Origin of the sequence: Streptomyces sp. NPDC048604, assembly GCF_043199435.1 — a bacterium.
Taxonomy (GTDB): domain Bacteria; phylum Actinomycetota; class Actinomycetes; order Streptomycetales; family Streptomycetaceae; genus Streptomyces.
Genome location: NZ_JBICVX010000010.1, coordinates 126520 through 150306, shown reverse-complemented (window position 1 = coordinate 150306; position 23787 = coordinate 126520). Strand labels below are relative to the sequence as shown.

The window sequence follows — 23787 nt, the reverse complement described above, 5'->3', positions numbered from 1 at the left end:
GTCGGGACGCGGTCAGCGGCAGCCGTCCGCCGCCTCGATCAGCCGGGCCGCCTCGCCGAGCGCCTCGCGCAGCACCGCCGGATCGGTCACCTGGCCGTCGCCACCGGGCGGCAGCAGCCAGTCGGCGGGCCGCGCGGCGCCGTCCGCGGCCGGGGCCTCGGGGAGGCGCAGCCCGCGGCCGTCGGTCTGGGTGCAGGCGCTGCCCGGCATGTCCCAGCCCTTCGCGGTGCCGGGCGGGACGAGGAAGCCGAGGGTGTCGCAGGTCCCGTCGTGCAGGACGGGACCGACCGTGGGGGCGGCGCCGCGACGCAGGATGTCGACGGCCTCCAGGCCCTGCCGGACCGGGACGGTCACCAGATCGCAGGGCTCGGCGGGGCCGGCGGAACCGGCGGAGCCGGTCGGGGTGCAGGGGGCGGCGGGCGTGCAGGGCGCTGCGGGTTCGCCGTGCGGGGCGCTCGCATCGGGTGTGGGTTCGTGCCCCGCCGTCGTGGTCCGTGGGCTGATCTCCATGCCGGTCTCCAACAAGGGATCCCCTCCTCGTGCCAGGGGAGCAGACACGTTCCGTCTCTCCGCATGGTTCAACGTCCGCACCCGTCAACGGCTACGGCGGCACGCCGCCGCAAAGGATGGCAGTTCATGGCGGATCGCGGGTGAGATATCCGGTTTGTAGCCAAACACCGGGTGAGCGACCGGTCACAGCAGGTACGTTCTTGCCCCGCCGGAACACCGGCAGCACCAGGAGAGGGCTCGGCCATGGCGACGTCACGGGCAGTTCCCAATCTCGCCTTCCGCAGACTCCGTGGACAGCAGTCGCCGTCGGAGTTCGCCGCCGCGGTCCGCCGGGCGGCTCGGGAGATCGGCGAGCAGGTCGCCTGCGACGCCCGCTACATCGGACGGGTCGAGGCCGGAGAGATCCGTTGCCCCAACTACGCCTACGAGCGGGTGTTCCGGCACATGTTCCCCGGTCTGACACCGGCGGACCTGGGCTTCGCGGCGCGGGAGGACGTACGGGGGCGGCGGACGACCGCCGCGGCCGCGGCGCCCCCGCCCGCCCTCACCACCCGGAACGATGAGGAGAGCGACGTGCTGCGTCGCGCATTCATGACGAGCGGCACCGCCACCGTGGCGGCCGCCTCGCTGGGACTCGGCGGCAGCGCCGCCGCGATCCCGGCCCCCCGGTCCCCGCACCGGATCGGCGACGCCGAGGTCAGGGCCGTCGAGGCCGCCGTACGGCGGATCCGGCTGCTGGACGACCGGCACGGCGCGGAGGGCCTGTACAAGGTCGCCGCCCAGCCGCTGCGGGCCGCGTACGCGCTGCTGGACGAGGGAGTGTCGACCCGCCGCGCGACCGAGACCCGGCTCCAGTCCGGCGCGGGCGAGCTGGCGATCTCGGTCGGCTGGCTGGCCCACGACTCGGGCCGGCTCGGCGAGGCCCGCTCCCACTACGCCGAGGCCCTGGCCACCGCGCGGGTGGCCGGCGACCCGGCCCTGGAGGCGCACGCCTTCTGCAACACCGCCTTCCTGGCCCGCGATGCAGGAAGGTTCCGCGAGGCGGTCCGGGCGGCCCAGGCCGGGCTCAACGCGGCCCGCGCCGTGCCGTCGGCGCGGCTGCAGGCGCTGCTCTCGCTGCGCGAGGCCGGGGCCTGGGCGGGGCTCGGCGACCGATCCTCCTGCGAGCAGGCGCTGGGCCGGGCGCACGGCCACTTCGCCAGGGGAGCCTGCGACGCGGACCCGGAGTGGATGTCGTTCTTCGGCGAGCCGGAGCTGGAGGCTCTGGAGGCCCAGTGCTGGTCGGCGCTCGGCGAGCACGGCCGGGCCGCCCGGCACGCGCACCGCGCGACCGTGCTGCAGAACCCGCACTTCGCGCGGAACCTCGCGCTGTACCGGGCGCAGCTCGCCCGCGACCTGGCCCGCGCCGGCCGACCGGAGGAGGCGGCGGCGGAGGCGCAGCGGGTGTTCGCCTCCCTGGAGGGCGTCCAGTCGCAGCGGATCCGCCGGATGCTGGACGCGACCCGGAAGCTCCTCGCCACCTCGTGAGGACGGGCCCGGTGGCGCGGCCGGGGCCGCGCCGTGGCCCCGGGGCTACGCCTCCAGGTGCCCGGTGTCGTTCCAGCGCTCCACCGCGGGCGCGCCGTACTGCCAGCCGAGCACCGACAGGCTCGTCGGGTCCAGCTTGATCCGGGCGCCGAAGTACACGTCCTCGCCCAGCCAGCGCGCCGCGATCGAGCGCAGGATGTGGCCGTGCGCGAAGACCAGGACGTCCCGGTCCGCCGAGCGCGCCCAGGTCACCACCTCGTCCGCGCGGGCCGCCACGTCCGCGCGGCTCTCGCCCTCCGGCACGCCGTCCCGCCACAGCAGCCAGCCCGGGTCGCGCTCCTGGATCTGCGGCGGGGTCAGCCCCTCGTACGCGCCGTAGTCCCACTCCAGCAGCGCGTCCCAGCGCTCCGCGCGCTCGCCGAACCCGGCCAGCTCGCAGGTCTCGGCCGCGCGGGAGAGCGGGCTGGTGCGCACCTCGACGCCGGGGAGGCCCTGCCAGGGCCCGCGGTGCAGCCGCTCGCCGAGCAGCTTCGCGCCGCGCCGGCCCTCGTCGAGCAGCGGGATGTCCGTCCTGCCGGTGTGCCGGCCCAGGAGCGACCACTCGGTCTGGCCGTGACGGGCGAGCAGGATGCGCGGTGCCATGAAGACTTCTCCCTGAAATGTCCTCGAATGGGTGCACGAAGGTGCACGTCCATCATCCCGCACCCGAAGACGCGGCTCCTCCCGGGCAACCCCGGCCCCTTCCGTCGCGTCCCCCTGAGGTCAGGACCGATCAAATTTTCGGATCAGTGCACCTCGGGGGGATGTACGGATGCCGCTGCCGCACGCAGCTCAGGGGGCCCGGCCCCGCTGGTGGACCGAACTGCTTCTGCTCGTCGTGGTGTACGGGGCGTACACGGGCGGACGGCTGCTCGCCCGCGGCGACGCGCAGACCGCGGTGGACCACGGGCTGGCGATCCTGCGGATCGAGAAGCTGCTGCTCCTGAACGCCGAACACCCGCTGAACCGGCTGTTCACCACCACGCCCGAGCTCGCGATACCCGCCGACTTCGCGTACGCGACCCTGCACTACCTGGTCACTCCGGCCGTGCTGATCTGGCTGTTCCGCCGCCGCCCGGCCCGCTACCGAGCCGCCCGCACCTGGCTGATGCTCTCCACGCTGCTCGGCCTGGTGGGCTTCACGCTGCTGCCGACCTGCCCGCCCCGGCTGCTCGACGCGCACCACGGATTCGTCGACACCATGGCCCAGTTCAGCGCGTACGGCTGGTGGGGCGGGGCGGCGAGCGCGCCGCGCGGCCTCGGCGGGCTGACCAACCAGTACGCGGCGATGCCCTCGCTGCACGTCGGCTGGGCGCTGTGGTGCGGCGTGATGCTGTGGCGGTACGGGCGCACCCCGCTGCTGAAGGCGCTGGGCGTGGCGTACCCCCTGCTGACCGTGATCGTCGTCATGGGCACGGCGAACCACTACTTCCTGGACGCGGTCGCCGGAGCGGCCGTGATGGGGCTCGGACTGCTGCTCACCGCCCCGTTCCTGCGCGCCGCGGACCGGCTGCGGGCCCGCCCGGTGAGCAGCGCGCCGGTGGCTCGGGCCCCGATTGTCAGCGCCGGATGCGACACTTCCGCGGGTGAGCGAATCCCAGGCCGGCGGAGCGCCCCCAGCTCCGCAGACGAGACTCCGACGCCGGCTCGCTGAGCTGCGCGGACCGGCGGTCCCGCCGCGTCCGATGGACGCGCGGGCGCTGGCCGCCCTTGCCGCCAACCCCGGCTGCAGGCGGCGCGCGCTGCTCGACGGCGCGGGGGTCGACAAGACCGCGCTCGCGTCACTGCTCGGGTCCCCGGCGGCGTACGGACAGTCCCAGTTCGCCATCATGCGGGGCAACGCGTTCGAGGCGAAGGTCAAGGCGGACGGCGGCCGGGAACTGCTGCGGCTGCTCGGCGTGGACGACGCCGCCGAGGTGCTCGTCCCGGACCTGGCCGCGGCCGGCCCCGAGGGGCGGGCGGCGCGGACCTCGCTGGCGCTGCGCGAGGCGACGGCGGCCGGGACGGCCGGGGCCTGGACGCTGCTCGACCATCCGCTGCTGGCCCTGGACGTGGCCGGTTCCCCGGTGTTCCTGGAGCCGGACGCGGTGGTGGTCCGCCCGGACGGGCGGTGGACGGTCGTCGAGATCAAGTCCTTCCCGATGGTGGACGGTTCGGCGGACGCCTCGAAGGTCGGCGCGGCGGCGCGCCAGGCGGCCGTGTACGTGCTCGCCCTGGAGCGGGTCGCGGCGGTGACCGCGGGCGCGAGCGTGGCGCAGTCGGTGCTGCTGGTGTGCCCCAAGGACTTCTCGAACCTGCCGGCCGGCTCGATGGTCGACGTGCGCAAGCAGACGGCGGTGACCCGCCGTCAGCTCGCCCGGCTGACCCGGATCGAGGACATCGCCGCGGACCTGCCGGAGGGCCTCACCTTCGACGTGGAGGGCTGCACGCCGGAGCAGCTCGCCGAGGCGGTCGAGGCGGTGCCGCACGCGTACGCGCCGGAGTGCCTGGCCGCCTGCGAACTGGCCTTCCACTGCCGGGAGCGGGCCCGGCTCGCGGGCGTGGTGGAGGTGCTCGGCCGCTCGGTGCGCGGCGAGCTCGGGGGCCTGACGACGATCGGCGCGGTGCTCGACGCGGCGCGCGGGCAGGACGGCGACGTCGACGCCGACGCCGACGACCCGACGGTCGCCGCGGTGCGCCGGGCGCGGGCGCTGCGGGCGGAGGCACTGGAGGCGATGGCATGTCGCTGATCTCCACGCTGGCCCGGATGGAGGCCGTCGAGACCGGCCGGGCGCAGCCGCTGGCGACCGTACGCCACCGGCATCTGGCCGAACGGCCCCTGGTCTTCGTCCCGTTGACCACCGCCGGCGAGGCGGGCGCGCCGCTCGGCGCACTGGTCGGCACCGACCCCGGGCAGCCCAGGCTGCTCGTCGTGCCGCAGCCGCGCGACCGCGACCTGCGGTTCGCGTTCCTCGCCGAGCTGGCCGACGAGATCCTGCCGTACATCGACTCGTTCACCGACGGCGTCGAGTCGGTCGAGAAGAAAGAAACGGACCCGGAGACCGGCAAGAAGGTCAAGGTCGAAGTCGAACTGTGCGCAGACGCAGCCCAGTTGATCGTGCCGAGCCGGGCCGGCGCCGAGTACGTACGGCTCCTGGGCCGGTCGATGCGGTTCCGCCGGACGGCCGAGACCGACCCGGAGACGCCGTTCCCGGCGCCGCCGCGGGTGCCGCTGCTCGGCCGCTGGCTGACCCACTTCGGCGAGCGAGCCCGGGTGCCGGGCTCCTCGCTGCTGCTCTCGGCGACGGACCTGCTGGGCTGGCACTGGGCGACCGGCCAGTCCTCCCTGGAGGACCAGCACCTCGGGGCGCTGCTCGCCTGGATCGACGTACCGCAGGACGCGCCCGGCGCGTCCGGCGCACAGGCGGCGCTCCGTGCCGAGCTGGGCCGGGACGCGGCCGGTCAGCTGCTGTGCCCGCCGGCCGGCCCGGCCACGGACCCGGCGTTCGACAACCGGCTGCTCGCGCCGGCGATCGAGAAGTACGACCGGGCCCGGCAGGCGCTGGGCGCGGCCGAGGACGGCGCGGCCGCCGACGACCGGCTCGGCGAACTGCACCGCGCCGAGCGGGAGATCCGCCGGCTGATCGCCGCCCAGCTCAGGCCGACCTGGGACGCGGTGTGGCGGGCGGTCGGGCTGCTGCGGGAGCTGCCGGAGGGCGCCCGGGTGCCGGACCGCTGGACGCGCGACCGCTGGTCGTTCACCGCCCACCGGGACCGGGTGGCGGCCGGCGAACCGCCGCAGCCGCGCCGGGACGACGCGGTCACCGCGGCCCGCAAGCTGGCCGCGCGCGAGCAGGCGCAGAGCCAGCTGGAGGCCCAGGAGGCGCTGGACGACCCGCTGGTGCTCGCGGGGCGGCGGCTGTCCGGGGAGGCGTTCGTGGCGGAGGTGGTGGACGTGACCATGGCCTGGACGGAGTCGAAGCGGCCCGCACCCCGGCCGCTGCTCACCGTCCGCACCGAGGACCGGCCGCATCTGGGCGAGGGCGTGAAGGCGTACCGCTCCCTGGACGGCAAGCCGCAGACCGCCCAGTTCGCGGGGTACGACGAGGACGGCGCCCTGGTGCTGCGGATCCTGGACCGGATGGGCCGCGGCAAGGAGCCGGCCGAGGGCTCGGTGCCGGAGAAGGGCGAGCGGCTGGCCTGGACCCTGTTCGAGCACGAGGCGCGGGTGGGCGCGAAGCTGCCGGACCCGGAGGAGACGCCCTGGACACACGGCGGCCCGCCGCGCACGGACACCGCCGAACTGCCCGACGCCGTGACCGCGGAGGACCTGCTGTGACGTTCGACCCTTCCGCCGAGGCGGGCCGCGCGACGGCCGGCATCCTGGCGAGCACGATGCACGGGGACGCGCGTGGCGTCGTCGTCGACTCGCCGCCGGGCGCCGGCAAGTCGACGCTCGTGGTCCGCGCCGCGCTGGAACTGGCCGCGGCGGGACGGCCGTTGATGGTCGTCGCGCAGACGAACGCGCAGGTGGACGACCTGGTGCTGCGGCTCGCGGAGAAGGAGCCGGAGCTGGAGGTGGGCCGGCTGCACTCCAACGACAGCGACCCGTACGACAAGGCGCTCGACGGCCTGGACCAGGTACGCAAGTCGTCGAAGGCGGGGGACCTCGCCGGGCTGCCGGTGGTGCTCTCCACGGCCGCGAAGTGGGCCCACGTGAAGAACGTGGAGCCGTGGGCGCACGCGATCGTCGACGAGGCGTACCAGATGCGCTCGGACGCGCTGCTCGCGGTGGCCGGCCTGTTCGAGCGGGCGCTGTTCGTGGGCGACCCCGGGCAGCTGGACCCGTTCTCGGTCGTCGGCGCGGAACAGTGGGCGGGCCTGTCGTACGACCCCTCGGCCTCCGCCGTCAGCACCCTCCTGGCCCACAACCCGGACCTTCCGCAGCACCGCCTCCCGGTCTCCTGGCGCCTGCCGGCGTCGGCGGCACCGCTGGTCTCCGCCGCGTTCTACCCGTACACGCCGTTCCGCAGCGGCACGGACCACGGCGACCGGCGGCTGTCGTTCGGCGTGCCGTCCGACGGCTCGGGCCCCGACCGGGTGCTCGACGAGGCGGCGGAGTCGGGCTGGGGCCTGCTGGAGCTCCCCGCCCGGCACACGCCCCGCACCGACCCGGAGGCGGTCCGCGCGGTGGCCCTGGTGGTGCGCCGGCTCCTGGACCGCGGCGGCGCGGCGGTGAGCGAGCGCGCCGCGGAGCCCACCCCCCTGACCCCGGACCGCATCGCGGTGGGCACCGCCCACCGCGACCAGGCGGCGTCCGTCCGAACGGCCCTCGCGGAGCTGGGCGTCCAGGGCGTCACCGTCGACACGGCGAACCGCCTCCAGGGCCGCGAGTACGACGTGACGGTCGTCCTCCACCCCCTGTCCGGCCGTCCGGACGCCACGGCCTTCCACCTGGAGACCGGCCGCCTGTGCGTCCTCGCCTCCCGCCACCGCCACGCCTGCATCGTCGTCTGCCGCGCCGGCGTCGCCGACCTCCTGGACGACCACCCCTCCACAGAACCGGTCCAACTGGGCGTCACAGTCAAGTTCCCGGACGGCTGGGAGGCGATGATGTCCACGTGGGACTTCTGGTCCGGCCACCGCGTCTCGTGGCGGCCGTAGGGACAAGGAGTCGCACGCGGAGGGGGACTCTCCGTCAGGCGCCCAGAGCCTGCTCGACTCGGGACGCATCGGGTGCGCCGATGCGTCGGTAGACGGTGTGTGCCTCTCTGAGCTTGACGAAGCCCTGGGCAGTGTCGGTACGGAGGAGGCAGTGCCCTAGACCTTCGAGGGCACGTGCCTCCAAGAGAGGGGCGCCGATTTCCCGCGCCGGTCCCAGTGAACTGGTGAACTTCTCCAGAGCGGAGCCGTGTTCGCCGCGTCGGAGCAGAATTTCCGCCTGTGTGACGACGGCGTCGGTCAGACCGTGACGGTGGGCGAACATGGCGTGCAAGTGGAGCGAGGATTCGATATCGGCGTCCGCACCGGCACGGTCTCCCCTCAGGTCCTTGACCACGGCGAGTTCCTTGAGCGTGCAACCTTCGCCATATCTGAAGGCGAACTCGCGGTGCAGACTGAGTGCTTGGACGAGCACGCTCAGCGCGTTCTCTTGATCACCTGACAGGCGATGGGCCGTTCCCAGCTCAGTGAGGGCCAGCCCCATCCCGTACCTGCTGTCGAGTCGACGGTGCAGGTCGACGGATGCGGTCAGAGTGGTGACGGCGGAACTCAGATTTCCCGTCAGGTACTCGACGACGCCCAGCTCTTTCAGCGAATAGGCTTCACCGAACGTGTTGCCGAGTTCGTGATGGAGGCGCATTCCATGGGCTACGCATGTGGCGGCGGCAGGGTAGTCCCCCATGAGGTAGGAGACCACGGTCAGTTCGTTGTATGCGAAGGGCAGGCCGTAAGGCTTTCCGAGTTCCTGAAACATTTCGAGGGCGCGTGTCTGCACAGTGAGCGACTCTCGTAGATTTCCCCTGAGGAAGTACATCGTGCCGAGTTCATGGAGGGTGTTCGCTTCGCCGAGTCTGTTCCCGAGGGCCTGGTACAGTCCGCAGGCCCTCTCCTGGCTGACTCGGTCGGCCGCGTAGTCGGCGCAGAGTCGCTGCGCGATGCCCAGTTCATGGACGGCGTTCGCCTCACCGAGGCGGTCACCCGCGTCCCGATAGGCTTCTTGTGCCTGTTCCTGGCTGTGGACCGCGGCCTCGTACTCGCCCTTGAGCCGCTGCAACGACCCCAGGTTCCCCAGAGCCAGTGCCTCACCGAGACGGTCCGCGGTCCTCGTCGCTGCTTCCAGCGCGCACCGGTGAGCCGTGATCGCCTCGTCCCAATGGCCTTGGATCCGAAGGAAGTCGTTCATCGCCGCTGCGATGTAGACGGTGTGCTTCGGGTGGGCGCGAAAGGCGGCGAAGTCGATCGCCGCATGGAGATTGGAGCGCTGTTCGCCGAGCCAGTCGAGGGCCTGGTCGGAATTGTCGATCTCTGGGGACCAGGCAGGCGGGAACCGCACTGCCAGCCTTGCCGAGGCGGGCGCCCGCCCGATGATCGATCGTGCCGCGTGCTGAACGGTGTGCAGGTAGTAGTCCAACATCCGGTCCAGCGCTGCCTCGACCTCCAGCGGGGGGTCGAGGGAGACCAGGAACTTGGCCCGCTGTCGCACGAGGTCGTGCATGTGATACCTGCCGCGCGCAGGTTCCTCGAGGAGATGGTGTATGAACAACACGTCGAGGAGATCTTGCGCGGTCGCCAGCGGCATGTCGCCCAGCGCGGCAGCGGTATACGCGTCGATGTCAGAGCCGGGATGCAGACCGAGCCGTCGAAGCAGGAGCTGCGCATCCGGCGAGAGGTCGCGGTAGGAAAGATCGAACGCCGAGGCTACGGAGTCGTCCTCGGCCCGCATCGCCGCGATCCTGTTCTGGGTACGCGTCAGATCGGCGACGAGGTCGCGAACGCTCCAGCTGGGGTGGTGAGCCAGTTTGCCTGCTGTCAGCCGGATCGCCAACGGAAGGTAGCCGCACAGGCGCACGATCTCCGCCACGTGGGGGTCGGACGGAAACAGGTCGGGACGGCCTGCCAACCGGGAGAAGAGCGTGGTCGCCTCTGCCGGCGGCAGTGTTTCCAGAGTGATGGGAACCACTCCTTCCAGTGCGGTGAGCCGACGGCGGCTGGTGACCAGAACAAGGCTGTCGGGCGAGCCGGGGAGTAAGTGGCGTACTTGCTCGCTTGACACCGCGTCGTCCAGCAACAGCAGTATTTTCTTGGAAGATACTCGCTGCCTCCACAGTGTGGACCGGGACTGCCGATCAGCCGGAATCTGCCTGGCCGGCACCCCTACCGCGAGAAGGAGTGAAGCGAGAGCGTCCGAAGGGTCGACGGGCCGCTGGCCGGGAGTGTGGCCATGGAGATGGAGGAAGAGCTGGCCGTCCTCGAATCGTGGGGCGAGAAGGTGAGCGGCGTGCAGGGCAAAGGCAGTCTTCCCTATGCCAGGCATCCCTTGATCGCATGAATGTCGATGGCTCCGCCGGTACCTGCGGTGTCCAGGACCTGCACCATGTGCTCGAGCTCGGGAGCTCGTCCGGTGAAGGACGAGATGCCGCGGGGCAGACTGAACGTCGCGGCGGCCCGGCCGGGCACGGCGAGGTCGGTGATCTGCATCCCCAGCACATCGAGCCGGCCCATGATCTCCGCGGTGTCCAGGGCGCGTACCAGCTCGGTGAGTTCCCCAGCCGCTGCGTACTGACGCAGGCCCGACACGACAGCTTGGGTGACCCTTGCGGTGAACTCCTCCGCCTCGATGGCCACCACTTCGCGGAACGGTCGTCCCGTCTTGACGGCAACCCACTCTTCCAGGTCGGTCATCTGGCTCGCCACGGCGGTTGCCAGGGCCTCACGCACGGAAGGCGCGTTGACCACGCGGAATTTCGACGGTGCGGCGAAGAAACGAGTCAGTCCACGTTCCAGGACGGGCCGGACAGCGGGGTCCGTCCCGGCCACGACCGGTGCGAGAGCGTGGGTGAGAGCCTTCTTCAGCGCCCGCTCATCGTGTTGTCCCCTGATCAACCGAACGCCGGAGTCGCTGGAGAACGCGACCAGCCAACCCACGACAGCGCCTGCGAGCTCAACCGCCACCACCGCGATGCGACCTCCCACCTAGTGCCCACGACCTCGACGGTCACACGTGGTTACAGCCATGGACCAGACGGCTTCACGCCCGTTCTCGCCACTCTAGGTGGGCAGCAGATGCCGCCCCAGTAGGCATCGCCGTGGATCCGCAGGTGGGCCCGTGCGGCTTGGCCACCGATCGGGTGATGCCAGGCGAGGCCGAGTTGATCCGGCCGGGCGGGTCAGATCTCTGAGCCGGAGCCGGAGCCGGAGCCGGAGCCGGAGCCGGAGCCGGAGCCGGAGCCGGAGTCGGAGCCGGAGTCGGAGCCGGAGCAGGGACCGGGACCGGGCTTCGGTTCTGTGATTCCGCTGCGGCTACGACAGGGGCCACCTTCGCGTAGTCGAGGCTGCCGTCCTAGGAGGGAGCCGCGGCGGGTTGCCGCGCGACGCGCACGGCAGCCCTGGCCGGGCTTCAGCGTTCGTCGATCTCCACGCGGGGGGCGCTGTCGTGCCAGACGGCGAAGACCGAGCGTTCGTGGGCGTCGCGGGTGAAGGTGACGCGGATCCACGTGGGCTGCTTCCACACCTGCATCTGCCAGCCTGCCGACGGGGTCGCCGAGACGAGTTCCGCGGAGGTCTCGCCCAGGGCGAAGACCACCCTTCCGCCGTCGACCGTGTAGCTCTTGACCCGGCCCGCGTCCGGCGACGGCGGCTGCGTCGTCGGCTTCTGCGGGGTCGGGCTCGGGGGCGGCGGGGTCTTCTTCCGCGGCGTCTTCGAGGGCGCCGGCGTGGGCGGGTGCTGTGTCGACGACGCCTTCGGGGAGCCGGAGCCCGCGGCCGGGATCGGCAGCGCGAGCGGCGGGTCGTACGCCGTGCCCGCCATCACCGTGTGCACGCCCCACCAGGACAGCGTGACCGCCGCGCCCGTGGCGAGCGACCACGCCAGGGCGTGTACCAGTCCTCTTCGCATCGCGGCCATCATGCACCACGCCCCGGGCCCCCATGTCCCCCACATGGCGTACGGTGCCGCCCATGGCAAGTGTGCTCGTGGTCGAGGACGACCCGTTCGTGCGCTCGGCCCTCATCCGGCACCTGACCGACGCCGCCCACACCGTGCGCAGCGTCGGCACCGCCCTGGAGGCGCTGCGCGAGGTCGCCCATTTCCGGTTCGACGTGGTCATCCTCGACCTCGGACTGCCCGATCTGGACGGGTCCGAGGCGCTGAAGATGCTGCGCGGCATCACCGACGTACCGGTGATCATCGCGACCGCCCGGGACGACGAGGCCGAGATCGTCCGGCTGCTCAACGACGGCGCGGACGACTATCTGACCAAGCCGTTCTCCGTGGAGCACCTGTCCGCGCGGATGGCCGCCGTGCTGCGCCGCGCAAGGTCCGCCGGCGAGGCGCCGCCGAGCCGGGTGATCAGCGTCGGCGGGCTTTCCATCGACCCGCTGCGGCGGCAGGCCGAGCTGGACGGGGTCTCCCTCGATCTGACGCGGCGGGAGTTCGACCTGCTCGCCTTCCTCGCCGGGCGGCCCGGTGTCGTCGTCTCCCGGCGCGAGCTGCTCGCCGAGGTGTGGCAGCAGTCGTACGGCGACGACCAGACCATCGACGTCCATCTGTCGTGGCTGCGCCGCAAGCTCGGCGAGACCGCGGCCCGGCCCCGGTACCTGCACACCCTGCGGGGCGTCGGCGTGAAGCTGGAGCCGCCGCAGTGAGATGGGCGCTCGTCAAGGTGTCCCTCGCGGTCACCGCCATGGTCGTCATCGCCTTCGCCGTCCCCCTCGCGCTCGTCGTCAGGGAGATGGCCAGCGACCGGGCGTTCTCCAACGCCGAGCGACGGGCCTCCGGTCTCGCCCCGGTGCTCGCCATCACCACCGACCGCGCCGAGCTGGACCGGGCCGTCGCCAGCACCGAGGACGGCGCGGCCGGCCGCCTGGCCGTGCACGTCCCGGCCGGCGACGAGCCGGGCGCCGGGCCGGTGGAGATCGGTACGCGGCGGGCCGCCGCGGAGGACCTGGAGACCACCCGGCGGCTCGGCCGGGCCACCGTCGTGGAGGTCGCCGGAGGCTCGGTGCTGCTGCAGCCCACCGCGGTCGGCTCGGGGCGGGTCGCGATCGTCGAGCTGTTCGTGCCGGAGGGCGAGCGGTCCAACGGGGTCGCGACGGCCTGGCTGGTCCTCGCCGGCGTCGGCGTCGCGCTGATCGTGGGCTCCGTCGCGGTCGCCGACCGGCTCGGCGTACGGATGGTCCGGCCGGCCCAGCGGCTCGCCGGCGCCGCGCACGAGCTGGGCGAGGGGCGGCTCGGGGCGCGGGTGCCCGAGGAGGGGCCACCCGAGCTGAAGTCCGCCGCGATCGCCTTCAACGCGATGGCCGACCAGGTCGTCCAGCTGCTCGCCAACGAGCGCGAACTGGCCGCCGACCTCTCGCACCGGCTGCGCACCCCGCTGACCGTGCTCCGGCTCAACGCCGCCTCCCTGGGCTCCGGCCCGGCGGCGGAGCAGACCATGGCCGCGGTGGAGCAGCTGGAGCGCGAGGTCGACACCATCATCCGCACCGCCCGCGAGGCGAAGCCGCAGACCCAGGCGACCGGACCGGGCGGGGGCTGCGACGCGTCCGAGGTGGTGCGGGAGCGAATGGCCTTCTGGTCCGCGCTCGCGGAGGACGAGGGCCGCAAGGTGCGGGTCGCCGGCATCGAGCGCCCGGTCCGCATCCCGGTCGCCCGCCCCGAACTCGCCGCCGCCCTCGACGCGCTGCTCGGCAACGTCTTCCGGCACACCCCGGAGGGCACCGCGTTCTCCGTGGACGTCCACAACGGCGACGACGCCGTCATCGTGCTGGTCTCCGACGCCGGCCCCGGCATCGCCGACCCGGCGGCCGCCCTGGCCCGCGGCAACAGCGGCGAGCGGGCGGGCTCCACCGGCCTCGGCCTGGACATCGTGCGCCGCATGGCCGAGTCGACGGGCGGCGACGTCCGCCTCGGGTACTCGGTCCTCGGCGGCACGGAGGTCCGTATCTGGATCGCGCTGGCCGATCACGGCGACCGCCGTGGAACCACCCGCCGCAGCCGCCGCAAGCGGGCGTGAGGCCCCGCTCGCGGTCCAACCTTTCCCCGGCCCCATGCCTTCCTTAAGCGGAGCCTAAGGATCCTCAACCCCGGCCCTCTCGTGGGGATTTGTCCGAATCCCGGCCGCTAGCGTGCTGCCCGCACCCCACCCCCGTAACGCAGAGGCAGGCACGCGATGGGCACCAGTTCGCATCGGCGCAGGGCGAGCGGCCGGACGAAGGCCGTGGGCGCGGTCGTCGCCGCGGCGGTGATCGGCGGCGCGGCGTTCGCGTTCACCGGCACCGCGCAGGCGTCGGCCGTCGGCGCCGCGTACACCAGGACCAGCTCCTGGACCGGCGGCTACACCGGCCAGTACGTCGTCACCAACGGCACCGACAAGGTCCAGTCCGGCTGGACTCTGGAGTTCGACCTGCCCGCCGGCACCGCCGTCGGCTCGCTGTGGAACGGCGAGCACACCGTCTCCGGGCGGCATGTCACCGTGAAGCCCGCGAGCTGGAACAAGGACCTCGCGCCCGGCCAGTCCGTCACCGTCGGCTTCGTCACCTCCGCGACCGGCACGGCCGGCGACCCGACCGACTGCCTCATCAACCAGGCCGCCTGCTCCGTCGACACCGGCGCGACCCCGCAGCCCACCGGCCGCCCCACCGAGCAGCCCACCCCCACCCCCACCCCCACGGCCACGGCGAGCCCGACCGTGAAGCCGACCCCCACGCCGACGGCGACCGCCACCCCGACCCCCACCACGCCCCCGGCCGCCGGCGGCGCGAAGTTCGCCCCGTACGTCGACACCTCGCTCTACCCGGCGTACGACCTCCTCGCCACCGCCGACGCCACCGGCGTGAAGGAGTTCAACCTGGCCTTCATCACCTCCGGCGGCGGCTGCGCCCCGCTGTGGGGCGGGGTCAGCGACCTGGCGAGCGACAAGGTGGCCGCGCAGATCGGCGCGCTGCGCGCCAAGGGCGGTGACGTCCGGGTCTCCTTCGGCGGCGCGGCCGGCCACGAACTGGCCCTGAACTGCTCCTCCGCCGGCGACCTGGCCGCCGCGTACGGCAAGGTCATCGACCAGTACAAGCTCACCAAGGTCGACTTCGACATCGAGGGCGCCGCCCTGCCGGACACCGCCGCCAACACCCGGCGCTCCCAGGCGATCGCCCAGCTCCAGAAGTCCCACCCCGGCCTGAACGTTTCCTTCACCCTGCCGGTCATGCCCGAGGGCCTGACCCAGCCGGGCGTGGACCTGCTCGCCGACGCCAAGAGGAACGGCGTCCGGGTCGACGCGGTCAACATCATGGCCATGGACTACGGCCCGGCCTACAGCGCCGACATGGGCACGTACGCGATCCAGGCCGCGACCGCGGCCCAGGCGCAGATCAAGGGCGTCCTCGGACTGTCCGACGCGGCCGCGTGGAAGGCCGTGGCGGTCACCCCGATGATCGGTGTGAACGACGTGACGACCGAGATCTTCAAGGTCGACGACGCCACCCAGCTGGTCGACTTCGCGAAGTCCAAGGGCCTCGGCTGGCTGTCGATGTGGTCCTCGACCCGCGACAAGCAGTGCGCGGCCGGCGCGGTGAACTACGCCGACGCCACCTGCTCGTCGATCCTCCAGCAGCCGCTGGCCTTCACCAAGGCGTTCGGCGCGTACAAGTAGCCGATCCCGCAAGCCCACCGCAAAACCCACCGCGAGCCCACCGCAAGGCCCCCCACAGTCAGGGCGCGGTGAAGGGCCGGCCTTCCGAGGCTCAGCCCTTCACCGCGCCCTGCATGATGCCGCCCGCCCACGATCTGCGGTCACAGGGCGTTGTCGATGGCCTTCACCGCCGCGTCCCAGCCCTCCTGGGCGGACCGGCCCCTCTGGTCGACCTGGAGCATCCCGACGTCCGCCAGGTTCTGCTGGATGACCAGGTCCTTCGGGCCGACGGCGGCCACCGGGACGCCCTGCGCGGCACGGGCGAAGATCGCGCCGATCGGCGCCCCGCCGAAGTACGGATGGGTGGCGCCGGCCACCACGGGCAGCCGGTACGCGGCCGAGGCGCTCGGGAAGCTGCCGCGCTTCTCGAACAGCACGGCCTGCTGCGCGGGCGCGGTCAGCCAGGCGGCGAGCCGGGCCGCCTCCGCCGTGTGCTTCCCTGCGGACGGCACGACCAGGAAGGAGCCGCCCCAGTTGCCGGGCCGGGGCGCGGCGGCCACGTCCCACTTGCCCTTGCCGGCCGGGCCGGTCTTGTCCTGGATGTGGCCGAGCATCCAGGCCGGGCAGGAGACGGTCGCGAACGCGCCCTCGGCGAAGCCCTGGTCCCAGGCCGGGGTGAACTGCTGGAGCCGGGCGGTCAGGCCGCCCTCGGCGAACGCGGCGGCGAGGTTCCAGGCGTCCTTCACGGCCGGGTTGGTCTTGTAGACGACCTCGCCCTTCGCGTCGTAGAACCGTTCCGCGCCGCTGCCGTTGATCGCCGCGAGCACCCCGGACGCGGAGTCCACGAACGCGGTGCCCTCCGGCGCGCCCTCCTGGTAGCGGGTGCCGGCCTCCAGATAGGCCCGCCAGTCGCCGGCCCAGAGCGCGCCGACGGCCTCCCGGTCGGTGGGCAGCCCGGCCTTGGCGAACAGGTCCTTGCGGTAGCAGACGCCCTGAGGGCCGATGTCGGTGCCGAGCGCGACGGTCTTTCCGTTCCGGGCGGTGCCCTGCGCCCACTTCCAGGGCAGGAACGCGGAGCGGTCGACGCCGGGTGCGCGGCCGAGGTCCGTCAGCTTGCCGGCCTGGGTGGCGGTGATCTCGGCGATGTTGCCGACCTCGACGGCCTGGATGTCGGCGAGCCCGGAGCCGGCGCCGAGATGGGTGAGCAGCTGCGGGTGGTAGTTCTCGTTCCGGGCGATCGAGGTCTGCCTGATCACCACGTTCGGATGCAACCGGGTGTACGCGTCGTACAGCCCGGCCTCCTGGTAGCCGAAGGCCCCGAAGACCCCGACCGTGAGGGTCGTCACACCGCTGCCGCCGGTCCCGCCCGCGCCGTCGTGGTCCGGTGCGCAGCCGCCGAGGAGCGTCGCGCCGAGCGCGGCCGCGAGGAGGGAGCTGAGGCCTGTGCGCATGGCGACACGTTAGGGGCCGGGGCCGTCGGGGAGTGGGGACACGACGAAGGCCCGGTCTGTTTCCAGACCGGGCCTTCATTCGTCAGGGTGAGTGACGGGACTTGAACCCGCGGCCACCTGGACCACAACCAGGTGCTCTACCAACTGAGCTACACCCACCATGACCGGCGGTTTACCCGAAGGTTTCCCCGACCGGCCGAGAAGAAGTCTACAGGGTCCGGGAGGGTGCTCGCGCCCACATTGTTCTTCGACGGAATCCGGGCGCGAGCCGCAGGTCATCCCCGGGTCATTCGGTGGGCTGCACGTGCTTGGCGGCGATCTTCCGGGCGGTGTCGCTGTCCGGGCCGGGCGGCGGGACGAAGATCGCCTCGCGGTAGTAGCGCAGCTCGGCGATGGACTCGCGGATGTCGGCGAGCGCCCGGTGGTTGCCGTTCTTCTCCGGACTGTTGAAGTACGCCCTCGGGTACCAGCGGCGGGCCAGCTCCTTGACCGAGGAGACATCGACGATCCGGTAGTGGAGGTAGCTCTCCAGGGCGGACATGTCACGGGCGAGGAAGCCGCGGTCGGTGCCGACCGAGTTTCCGCAGAGGGGAGCCTTGCGGGGCTCCTTCACGTGCTCGCGCACATAGGCGAGGACCTGGGCCTCGGCGTCGGCGAGGGTGGTGCCGCCCGCCAGCTCGTCGAGCAGCCCGGAGGCGGTGTGCATGGTGCGCACCACGTCGGGCATGGTCTCCAGGGCCGCGTCCGGCGGGCGGATCACGATGTCCACTCCGTCGCCGAGCACGTTCAGTTCCGAGTCGGTGACCAGTGCGGCCACCTCGATGAGTGCGTCGTCCGTCAGCGAGAGCCCGGTCATCTCGCAGTCGATCCACACCATGCGATCGTTCATGCGTCCTACCTTATGGCTGATGGGCGCCCGGGGAGAGCCCCCCGGACGCCCATCGGGCGCGACGGTGCCTTCAGCTCGCGCTGCGCGGTCCCGGCAGAGCCGGGCGCCCGGAGGCGTACGCGTCCGCGTGCGGCTTGCCCGGTTCGGGGGCGAGCTGCGGTGACGGCCGCCGGCCGGCCACGGACGCCTGAGCCGGGACCATCGGGTCCAGGACCGCGGTCGGGGCCTCCGCCTGCGGGCGGCGGGCCCGGTAGGCGGCCCGGTACGCGGCGGGCGAGGAGCCGAGCTGGCGGCGGAAGTGCCCGCGCAGCGCCACCGGCGAGCGGAAGCCGCAGCGGCCGGCGACCTCGTCGACCGAGTAGTCCGAGGTCTCCAGGAGCCGCTGCGCCTGCAGCACCCGCTGGGTGATCAGCCACTGCAGCGGCGCGGAGCCGGTCAGCGAGCGGAATCTGCGGTCGAAGGTGCGCCGTGACATGTACGCGCGCGCCGCGAGGGTCTCCACGTCGAACTGCTCGTGGAGGTGCTCCAGCGCCCAGGCGACGACCTCGGCCAGCGGGTCGGCGCCGATCTCCTCCGGTAAAGACCTGTCGAGGTAGCGCTCCTGACCGCCGCTGCGCCGCGGCGGGACGACCAGCCGGCGCGCCAGGGCGCCCGCGGCCTCCGTGCCGTGGTCGGTCCGCACGATGTGCAGACAGAGGTCGATGCCGGCGGCGGTGCCGGCGGAGGTCAGCACGTCCCCGTCGTCGACGAAGAGCTCCCGCGGGTCCACATGGACCGACGGGTAGCGCTTGGCGAGCGTCGGCGCGTACATCCAGTGCGTGGTCGCCGGCCGGCCGTCGAGCAGCCCGGCCGCCGCGAGGACGAACGCGCCGGTGCACAGCCCGACGATTCTGGCCCCCTCCTCGTGCGCCCGGCGGATGGCGTCGAGCGCCTCCGGGGGCGGCGGAGAGGTGATCGACCGCCACGCCGGCACGACGACGGTGCCCGCCCGGCTGATCGCGTCCAGTCCGTACGGCGCGGTGAGTTCGAGGCCCCCTGTGGTCCGCAGCGGGCCGTCCTCGCCGGCGCATACCAGCAGCCGGTAGCGGGGCACGCCGGCGTCCTGCCGGTCGATGCCGAACACCGAGAGCGGGATGGAGCTCTCGAAGATGGGGCCGCCGCTGAACAGCAGCACCGCGACGACTTCGCGGCGGCGGCGCCCGGAGAGTTTCCGCGCGGCCTCCGGTGCAACGGAGTCCTGGCTCATGACGCTAAGCCCCCCTCGGTGTTCGCGTCTCCCTGGTCCTGTCGCTCCTGCACGTTTCCCCTCGGTTTTGCACGAGTCCCCAGTCTTCGATACCCATGATCGAATCTACTGCGTCCCGTGGCGCCGGCGTGACAAGTTCTCCATCCGGCACATTGTCGACAAGGCAACTTGGCGCGAAGCATTCGATCACGAAGCGTTCCACTCACGGGCCCCGCAGGGAAGTGGGCCGGGCGCTCATGGCCCGTCCCCGTAGGGTGCGCCGGACACTTCCGGGGCTTTCCTCGCTGGTGACAGGGGGGTTGCGGGGTGGTTCCGGCAAGGACTCGCCGGTCAGGTGAAGTTGGCTGAAAACCTACGGGTGCGTGCGTGCGAGTCCGTCAGTCCTGGCGGGATTCCGGGGCCGCTTCCCGCCGAGATGCCGCTCCGAGCGCCGCAGCAGCACCCGGCAGGCCGCGGTCACGGCGGCCAGCCCCAGCGCGGTGCCCGCGGCCCCGCCGAGCGAGGTCCCGTACGCGAGGAGCACGACCGGCGCGAGGACGCAGCTGAACACCGCCCACCGGACGACGTCACCCGCGGGCTGGGCGGCGGAGGCGGACAGGGGGGCGGCCGGCGATCCGGGCACGGAGGGACTCCCTCGGGGTCGGGGGGTGTGACCCCGTGGCAACGAGGAGCGGAACGTTCCGGTCACTGCGTGGACGTTCGTTCGGCCCCCGTTCGGACGCCTGTAGGGCACAAGCGGCATTGCCATATCGGGAGCGCCTCGTGCATGCTCCCTGGAACGCCGTGCGGAAGCCGCGCATGGGACGGTCGGCCCTGGGCAGGAGAGGAGTGTCGCCGTACCCTTGGGGGTATGGGCTTGGGAAGATGATTCCCGGACACGGCTCCGACACCCACCGTCGTTCCGTTCGACTGCTTCCTCGTTTCCTTCCTCAAGGACCTGATTCGCCGAGACACCGATGGCCGGTCACGAATTTCCCGAACCCGCGGACCGCAAGCGCGTCGCCGACTCCACGGTCGACCCGCTTGCGGTGGAACAGCCACGTCCGTCCTGCGACCCGGCCTTCCGGCACGGCGTCGTGGTGGGCTTCGACGGCTCCACGTCCAGTGAGCGCGCCCTCGCGTACGCGATCGGCATGGCCCGCCGCTCCGGCTCCGGCCTGATCATCGTGCACGTCGCCAACCGGCTGCCCACCACCGTCTGGGCGGGCTGCGAGCCGCCGGTCTTCGTCGACGTGCCCGATCACCGCACCGAGGTCCTCGGTCTGGAGCTGGCCTGCGCCGACTATCTGAGCGAGGTCCCCTGGATCCTCGTCGAGCGCGGCGGCGACATCTGCCACGAGCTGGAGGAGGTCGGCAAGGAGTACTCCGCCGACGCCATCGTGGTCGGGTCCACGCACGGGATCGTCGGGCGGATCTTCGGCTCGGTCGCCGGCCGGCTCGCGCGCCGCGCGCAGCGGCCCGTCGTCGTCATCCCGTAGCGCGCGCTCGTCCCCTCGCTCGTCCCCCTCGCACTCCCTCTCGCACGGGGTCTCACGAGGTCTTCCGGAACCGTCGCTCACCAACTCCCCCTGCTCCTCGGCAATTTTCTCCGTCGTCAGGTGAATTGTGTGCTTGTGAAGGGTAGATAAAGCTCACCGGATCCAGCACCCCACGCAGCACCACTGCGCACCTGAAGGGAGCCTCGCCGTGGACAAGGACGTCGCCGCGGGGAACAGCAACTCCACACTCGGTCAGCTCGCTCTCGGACTCACACTGCTCGCCTTCGGCATAGGCGGCACCGGTGTGATCGACAACGTCGCGGCGTCGGACGCCGCCTCCCTCGCCACCTGGGTCGGCGGGGTCGCCCTGTTCCTCGTCGGTCTGCTCGCGCTGCGCGCGGGCAACTCCGGTGAGGGCACGGCGTATTCGGCCCTCGGCGCGTTCTGGTTCACCTGGGGCACCGCGGCGGGCGAGCAGTCGTCCGCCGAGGCGACCGGGCTCTTCCTGCTCCTGTGGGCGCTGCTCGCACTCACGCTGACGATGTCGGCGAAGGGCGGCGGACTCTTCGGACAGGGCGTCTACGGGCTCCTGTTCCTCTCCCTGCTGCTGTCCGGCGTCGCCGCGATGGCGGGCAACGACGGACTGGGCAAGGCCGGCGGCTGGGTCGCGGCGGTGGCGGGCCTCGCGGCCTGGTACGGCGCGACGGCGGCGGTCGCGAACTGGCCGACGTCCCTGGGGCGTGCCGCGGGCCGGGGAGTGACGGCCACCGGCTGACGCGGCCCCGCCGGGCCCGCCGCCCCTGGGCGGGGGCCGTGGGCCCGTGAAGAAGAGCGGTCCCCGCGCACGCGTGGCGTGCGCGGGGACCGCTCCTGTGTCCGGCCGGGCGTCCGGGCTCCGGGGACAGGCCGGAAGCGCGCCGGACGGGCTTTCCCGGCCGTGGCCGAGGCTCCGGGGGACAGGCCCGGAGGCGGCCCCGGGGGACGGGCCCCAGGGGCTGCTACTCGACCGTGACGGACTTGGCCAGGTTCCGCGGCTTGTCGATGTCGCGGCCCATGGCGAGCGCCGTGTGGTAGGCGAAGAGCTGCAGCGGGATGCCCATGAGGATGGCGTCCAGCTCGTCCTCGTTCTTCGGCACGACGATGGTGTGGTCGGCCTTCTCCTGCGGCTGGTGCGCGACCGCGAGGATGCGGCCGCTGCGGGCCTTGATCTCCTCAAGGGCGGCGCGGTTCTTCTCGAGCAGGTCGTCGTCGGGGACGATCGCGACCGTCGGCAGCGCCGGCTCGATCAGGGCGAGCGGGCCGTGCTTCAGCTCGGAGGCCGGGTAGGCCTCGGCGTGGATGTAGGAGATCTCCTTGAGCTTGAGGGAGGCCTCCAGGGCGACCGGGTAGCCGCGCACGCGCCCGATGAACATCATCGACTGGGCGCCCGCGTACTCCTCGGCGAGCTTCTTGATCTCGTCCTCGTTCTCGAGGATCTCGGCGATCTGCTCGGGCAGCTTGCGCAGGCCCTCGATGATCCGCTTGCCGTCGGTGACGGACAGGTCGCGGATGCGGCCGAGGTGCAGGGCGAGCAGCGCGAAGGCGACGACCGTGTTGGTGAAGCACTTGGTGGAGACCACGCAGACCTCCGGGCCGGCGTGCACGTACACGCCGCCGTCGGCCTCGCGGGCGATGGCCGAGCCCACCACGTTGACCACGCCGAGGACGCGGGCGCCCTTGCGCTTGAGCTCCTGGACGGCCGCCAGCACGTCGTACGTCTCGCCGGACTGGGAGACCGCGATGTACAGGGTGTCGGGGTCCACGACCGGGTTGCGGTAGCGGAACTCGGAGGCCGGCTCGGCGTCCGCGGGGATGCGGGCCATGGACTCGATCAGACCGGCGCCGATGAGGCCGGCGTGGTACGAGGTGCCGCAGCCGAGGATCTTGATCCGGCGGATGGTGCGGGCCTCGCGCGGGTCGAGGTTCAGGCCGCCGAGGTGCACGGTGGAGAAGCGGTCGTCGATCCGGCCGCGCAGCACGCGGTCGACCGCGTCGGGCTGCTCGGAGATCTCCTTGTGCATGTACGTGTCGTGGCCGCCCATGTCGAAGGAGGCAGCCTCCCACTCCACGGTCTCCGGGGTCGCGGTGGTGGACGCGCCGTTGGTCGTGTAGGTGCGGAAGTCGTCGGCCTTGAGGGTGGCCATCTCGCCGTCGTCGAGGGTGACGACCTGGCGGGTGTGCGCGATCAGGGCGGCGACGTCGGAGGCGACGAGCATCTCCTTCTCGCCGATGCCGAGGATCACCGGGGAGCCGTTGCGGGCGACCACGATGCGGTCGTTGAAGTCGGCGTGCATCACGGCGATGCCGTAGGTGCCCTCGATGGCCTTGACCGCCTCGCGGACCTTCTCCTCGAGGGTCTCGGCCTGGGAGCGGGCGATCAGGTGGGTGATGACCTCGGTGTCGGTCTCGGAGGCGAAGACGACGCCGTCCGCCTCCAGCTTGGCGCGCAGCTCGGCGGCGTTGTCGACGATGCCGTTGTGGACGACGGCGACCTTGTTCTCCGGGTCCAGGTGCGGGTGCGAGTTGATGTCGCTCGGCGCGCCGTGGGTGGCCCAGCGGGTGTGCGCGATGCCGGTGGTGCCGGTGAAGCGCTTGGGGAGCTTGGCCTCGAGGTCACGGACCCGGCCCTTGGCCTTGACCATCTTCAGGCCGGACGACTTCGGGCTGGTGACGACCATGCCCGCCGAGTCGTAGCCCCGGTACTCCAGCCGCTGCAGGCCCTCCAGCAGCAGCGGAGCGACGTCGCGCTTGCCGATGTAACCGACGATTCCGCACATATAGGTGAAACCCCTCCTGGTTGTGGTGTGCCCCGGCCGTCCCGTGGCCGCCGGCTTCTCAGCCGTAGACGATGCGGCGCAGCTGGCGGAGCGAGAGCTCCGGCGGCGCCACCGCGCGGTGCGGCAGTTCGGCCGCGATGCGCTCGAAGATCTCGGCGTTCACGGCCCCGCCGGACTGCAGTTCGCGATGGCGGCGGCGGACGAACTCCTCGGTCGACTCGTCGAAGTACGCCAGCACGTCGAGCACCACCCGGGTGGCCTCCCCGCGCGGCAGCGCGGTGCTGCGCACCAGGTGGTCGATCAGGTCGTCGTGCGACGGGCGGCGTTCGAGCACCCCGAAATACTGGGGGAGCGGGGCCGGGTTTGCAAGAATCCTGCCCGATTTCGGGCAAGCGTGTTCATGATCACGCCCCTGAGCGTCGAAATTGGTCTACACCTTGACTCCTTCTGGGGTGCACGGTACGCATGGTGACGCTTCGGTTACGCATGCCCACAGCCGCACAAGCCCG

At 72.3% G+C, this 23787-nt stretch carries 21 protein-coding genes and 1 tRNA gene; 10 read left to right on the top strand and 12 right to left on the bottom strand.

Annotated elements, in window-relative coordinates; genetic code table 11:
- Positions 1 to 12: 12 nt before the first annotated feature.
- Positions 13 to 510, bottom strand: a complete 498-nt coding sequence (locus ACGFMM_RS21575; RefSeq protein WP_393647996.1) for a hypothetical protein — start codon at positions 508 to 510, stop codon at positions 13 to 15.
- Between the two features lie 243 nt (positions 511 to 753).
- On the opposite strand from ACGFMM_RS21575, the gene ACGFMM_RS21570 reads away from it, so the two are divergent.
- A complete protein-coding gene (locus ACGFMM_RS21570) occupies positions 754 to 2037 on the top strand; it encodes a tetratricopeptide repeat protein (RefSeq protein ID WP_393647995.1) in 1284 nt (427 codons plus the stop codon).
- 45 nt (positions 2038 to 2082) lie between these two features.
- Here the strand turns inward: ACGFMM_RS21570 and ACGFMM_RS21565 are convergent, their stop codons facing one another.
- Positions 2083 to 2679 carry a histidine phosphatase family protein gene (locus ACGFMM_RS21565; RefSeq protein WP_393647994.1) on the bottom strand — a complete coding sequence of 199 codons (597 nt, stop codon included), beginning with the start codon at positions 2677 to 2679 and terminating at the stop codon, positions 2083 to 2085.
- A 175-nt stretch (positions 2680 to 2854) separates the two neighbouring features.
- Here ACGFMM_RS21565 and ACGFMM_RS21560 point away from each other — a divergent pair, with 175 nt between their 5' ends.
- Genes ACGFMM_RS21560 through ACGFMM_RS21545 form a run of 4 tightly spaced genes read left to right on the top strand, consistent with a single transcriptional unit; the run spans position 2855 to position 7719 of the window.
- A complete protein-coding gene (locus ACGFMM_RS21560; protein WP_393648143.1) occupies positions 2855 to 3730 on the top strand; it encodes a phosphatase PAP2 family protein in 876 nt (291 codons plus the stop codon).
- The gene (locus ACGFMM_RS21555; RefSeq protein WP_393647993.1) at positions 3663 to 4805 is read left to right on the top strand and encodes a hypothetical protein; all 1143 of its coding nucleotides are present in this window, start codon (positions 3663 to 3665) and stop codon (positions 4803 to 4805) included. The genes ACGFMM_RS21560 and ACGFMM_RS21555 overlap by 68 nt, the downstream gene beginning before the upstream one ends.
- Positions 4796 to 6394, top strand: coding sequence for a hypothetical protein (locus ACGFMM_RS21550; protein ID WP_393647992.1), 1599 nt, complete (start codon positions 4796 to 4798; stop codon positions 6392 to 6394). The genes ACGFMM_RS21555 and ACGFMM_RS21550 overlap by 10 nt, the downstream gene beginning before the upstream one ends.
- 56 nt (positions 6395 to 6450) lie before the next feature.
- Entirely contained in the window at positions 6451 to 7719 is a 1269-nt protein-coding gene (locus tag ACGFMM_RS21545) for an AAA domain-containing protein (protein WP_393648142.1), read from the top strand.
- A gap of 34 nt (positions 7720 to 7753) precedes the next feature.
- Here ACGFMM_RS21545 and ACGFMM_RS21540 read toward each other — a convergent pair whose 3' ends face one another.
- The 3 genes from ACGFMM_RS21540 to ACGFMM_RS21530 form a co-directional block, all read right to left on the bottom strand.
- On the bottom strand, positions 7754 to 10090 hold the full coding sequence (locus ACGFMM_RS21540; RefSeq protein ID WP_393647991.1) for an ATP-binding protein: 2337 nt from the start codon (positions 10088 to 10090) through the stop codon (positions 7754 to 7756).
- The gene (locus ACGFMM_RS21535) at positions 10078 to 10728 is read right to left on the bottom strand and encodes a hypothetical protein (RefSeq protein ID WP_393647990.1); all 651 of its coding nucleotides are present in this window, start codon (positions 10726 to 10728) and stop codon (positions 10078 to 10080) included. The genes ACGFMM_RS21540 and ACGFMM_RS21535 overlap by 13 nt, the downstream gene beginning before the upstream one ends.
- A 445-nt stretch (positions 10729 to 11173) precedes the next feature.
- The gene (locus ACGFMM_RS21530; RefSeq protein ID WP_393648141.1) at positions 11174 to 11680 is read right to left on the bottom strand and encodes a hypothetical protein; all 507 of its coding nucleotides are present in this window, start codon (positions 11678 to 11680) and stop codon (positions 11174 to 11176) included.
- A 53-nt stretch (positions 11681 to 11733) separates the two neighbouring features.
- Between ACGFMM_RS21530 and ACGFMM_RS21525 the strand changes: the two genes are divergently transcribed.
- The 3 genes from ACGFMM_RS21525 (at position 11734) to ACGFMM_RS21515 (ending at position 15419) form a co-directional block, all read left to right on the top strand.
- Entirely contained in the window at positions 11734 to 12420 is a 687-nt protein-coding gene (locus ACGFMM_RS21525) for a response regulator transcription factor (protein WP_393647989.1), read from the top strand.
- Positions 12417 to 13787 (top strand): ATP-binding protein, encoded by a 1371-nt coding sequence (locus tag ACGFMM_RS21520; protein WP_393647988.1) that lies wholly within the window; start codon positions 12417 to 12419, stop codon positions 13785 to 13787. Before ACGFMM_RS21525 ends, ACGFMM_RS21520 begins: the two co-directional genes overlap by 4 nt.
- Positions 13788 to 13943: 156 nt before the next feature.
- A complete protein-coding gene (locus ACGFMM_RS21515; protein WP_393647987.1) occupies positions 13944 to 15419 on the top strand; it encodes a cellulose binding domain-containing protein in 1476 nt (491 codons plus the stop codon).
- Between the two features lie 140 nt (positions 15420 to 15559).
- On the opposite strand, the gene ACGFMM_RS21510 is transcribed toward ACGFMM_RS21515, so the two are convergent.
- The 5 genes from ACGFMM_RS21510 to ACGFMM_RS21490 form a co-directional block, all read right to left on the bottom strand.
- Positions 15560 to 16849, bottom strand: a complete 1290-nt coding sequence (locus ACGFMM_RS21510) for an ABC transporter substrate-binding protein (protein WP_393647986.1) — start codon at positions 16847 to 16849, stop codon at positions 15560 to 15562.
- 86 nt (positions 16850 to 16935) lie between these two features.
- A tRNA-His gene (locus ACGFMM_RS21505) sits at positions 16936 to 17008 on the bottom strand.
- A gap of 127 nt (positions 17009 to 17135) precedes the next feature.
- A complete protein-coding gene (gene orn / locus ACGFMM_RS21500) occupies positions 17136 to 17738 on the bottom strand; it encodes an oligoribonuclease (protein ID WP_393647985.1) in 603 nt (200 codons plus the stop codon).
- Between the two features lie 70 nt (positions 17739 to 17808).
- The gene (locus tag ACGFMM_RS21495; RefSeq protein WP_393647984.1) at positions 17809 to 18984 is read right to left on the bottom strand and encodes a helix-turn-helix domain-containing protein; all 1176 of its coding nucleotides are present in this window, start codon (positions 18982 to 18984) and stop codon (positions 17809 to 17811) included.
- 352 nt (positions 18985 to 19336) lie between these two features.
- Complete coding sequence (locus tag ACGFMM_RS21490) at positions 19337 to 19726, bottom strand: hypothetical protein (RefSeq protein WP_393648140.1); 390 nt, start codon at positions 19724 to 19726, stop codon at positions 19337 to 19339.
- A 214-nt stretch (positions 19727 to 19940) separates the two neighbouring features.
- Between ACGFMM_RS21490 and ACGFMM_RS21485 the strand changes: the two genes are divergently transcribed.
- Both ACGFMM_RS21485 and ACGFMM_RS21480 read left to right on the top strand, forming a co-directional pair.
- On the top strand, positions 19941 to 20462 hold the full coding sequence (locus tag ACGFMM_RS21485) for a universal stress protein (protein WP_393647983.1): 522 nt from the start codon (positions 19941 to 19943) through the stop codon (positions 20460 to 20462).
- A gap of 208 nt (positions 20463 to 20670) precedes the next feature.
- Entirely contained in the window at positions 20671 to 21237 is a 567-nt protein-coding gene (locus ACGFMM_RS21480) for a GPR1/FUN34/YaaH family transporter (RefSeq protein ID WP_393647982.1), read from the top strand.
- A 223-nt stretch (positions 21238 to 21460) separates the two neighbouring features.
- Here ACGFMM_RS21480 and glmS read toward each other — a convergent pair whose 3' ends face one another.
- On the bottom strand, positions 21461 to 23278 hold the full coding sequence (glmS, locus tag ACGFMM_RS21475) for a glutamine--fructose-6-phosphate transaminase (isomerizing) (protein ID WP_393647981.1): 1818 nt from the start codon (positions 23276 to 23278) through the stop codon (positions 21461 to 21463).
- A gap of 58 nt (positions 23279 to 23336) precedes the next feature.
- Complete coding sequence (locus tag ACGFMM_RS21470) at positions 23337 to 23612, bottom strand: hypothetical protein (RefSeq protein WP_393647980.1); 276 nt, start codon at positions 23610 to 23612, stop codon at positions 23337 to 23339.
- Positions 23613 to 23787: the final 175 nt, after the last annotated feature.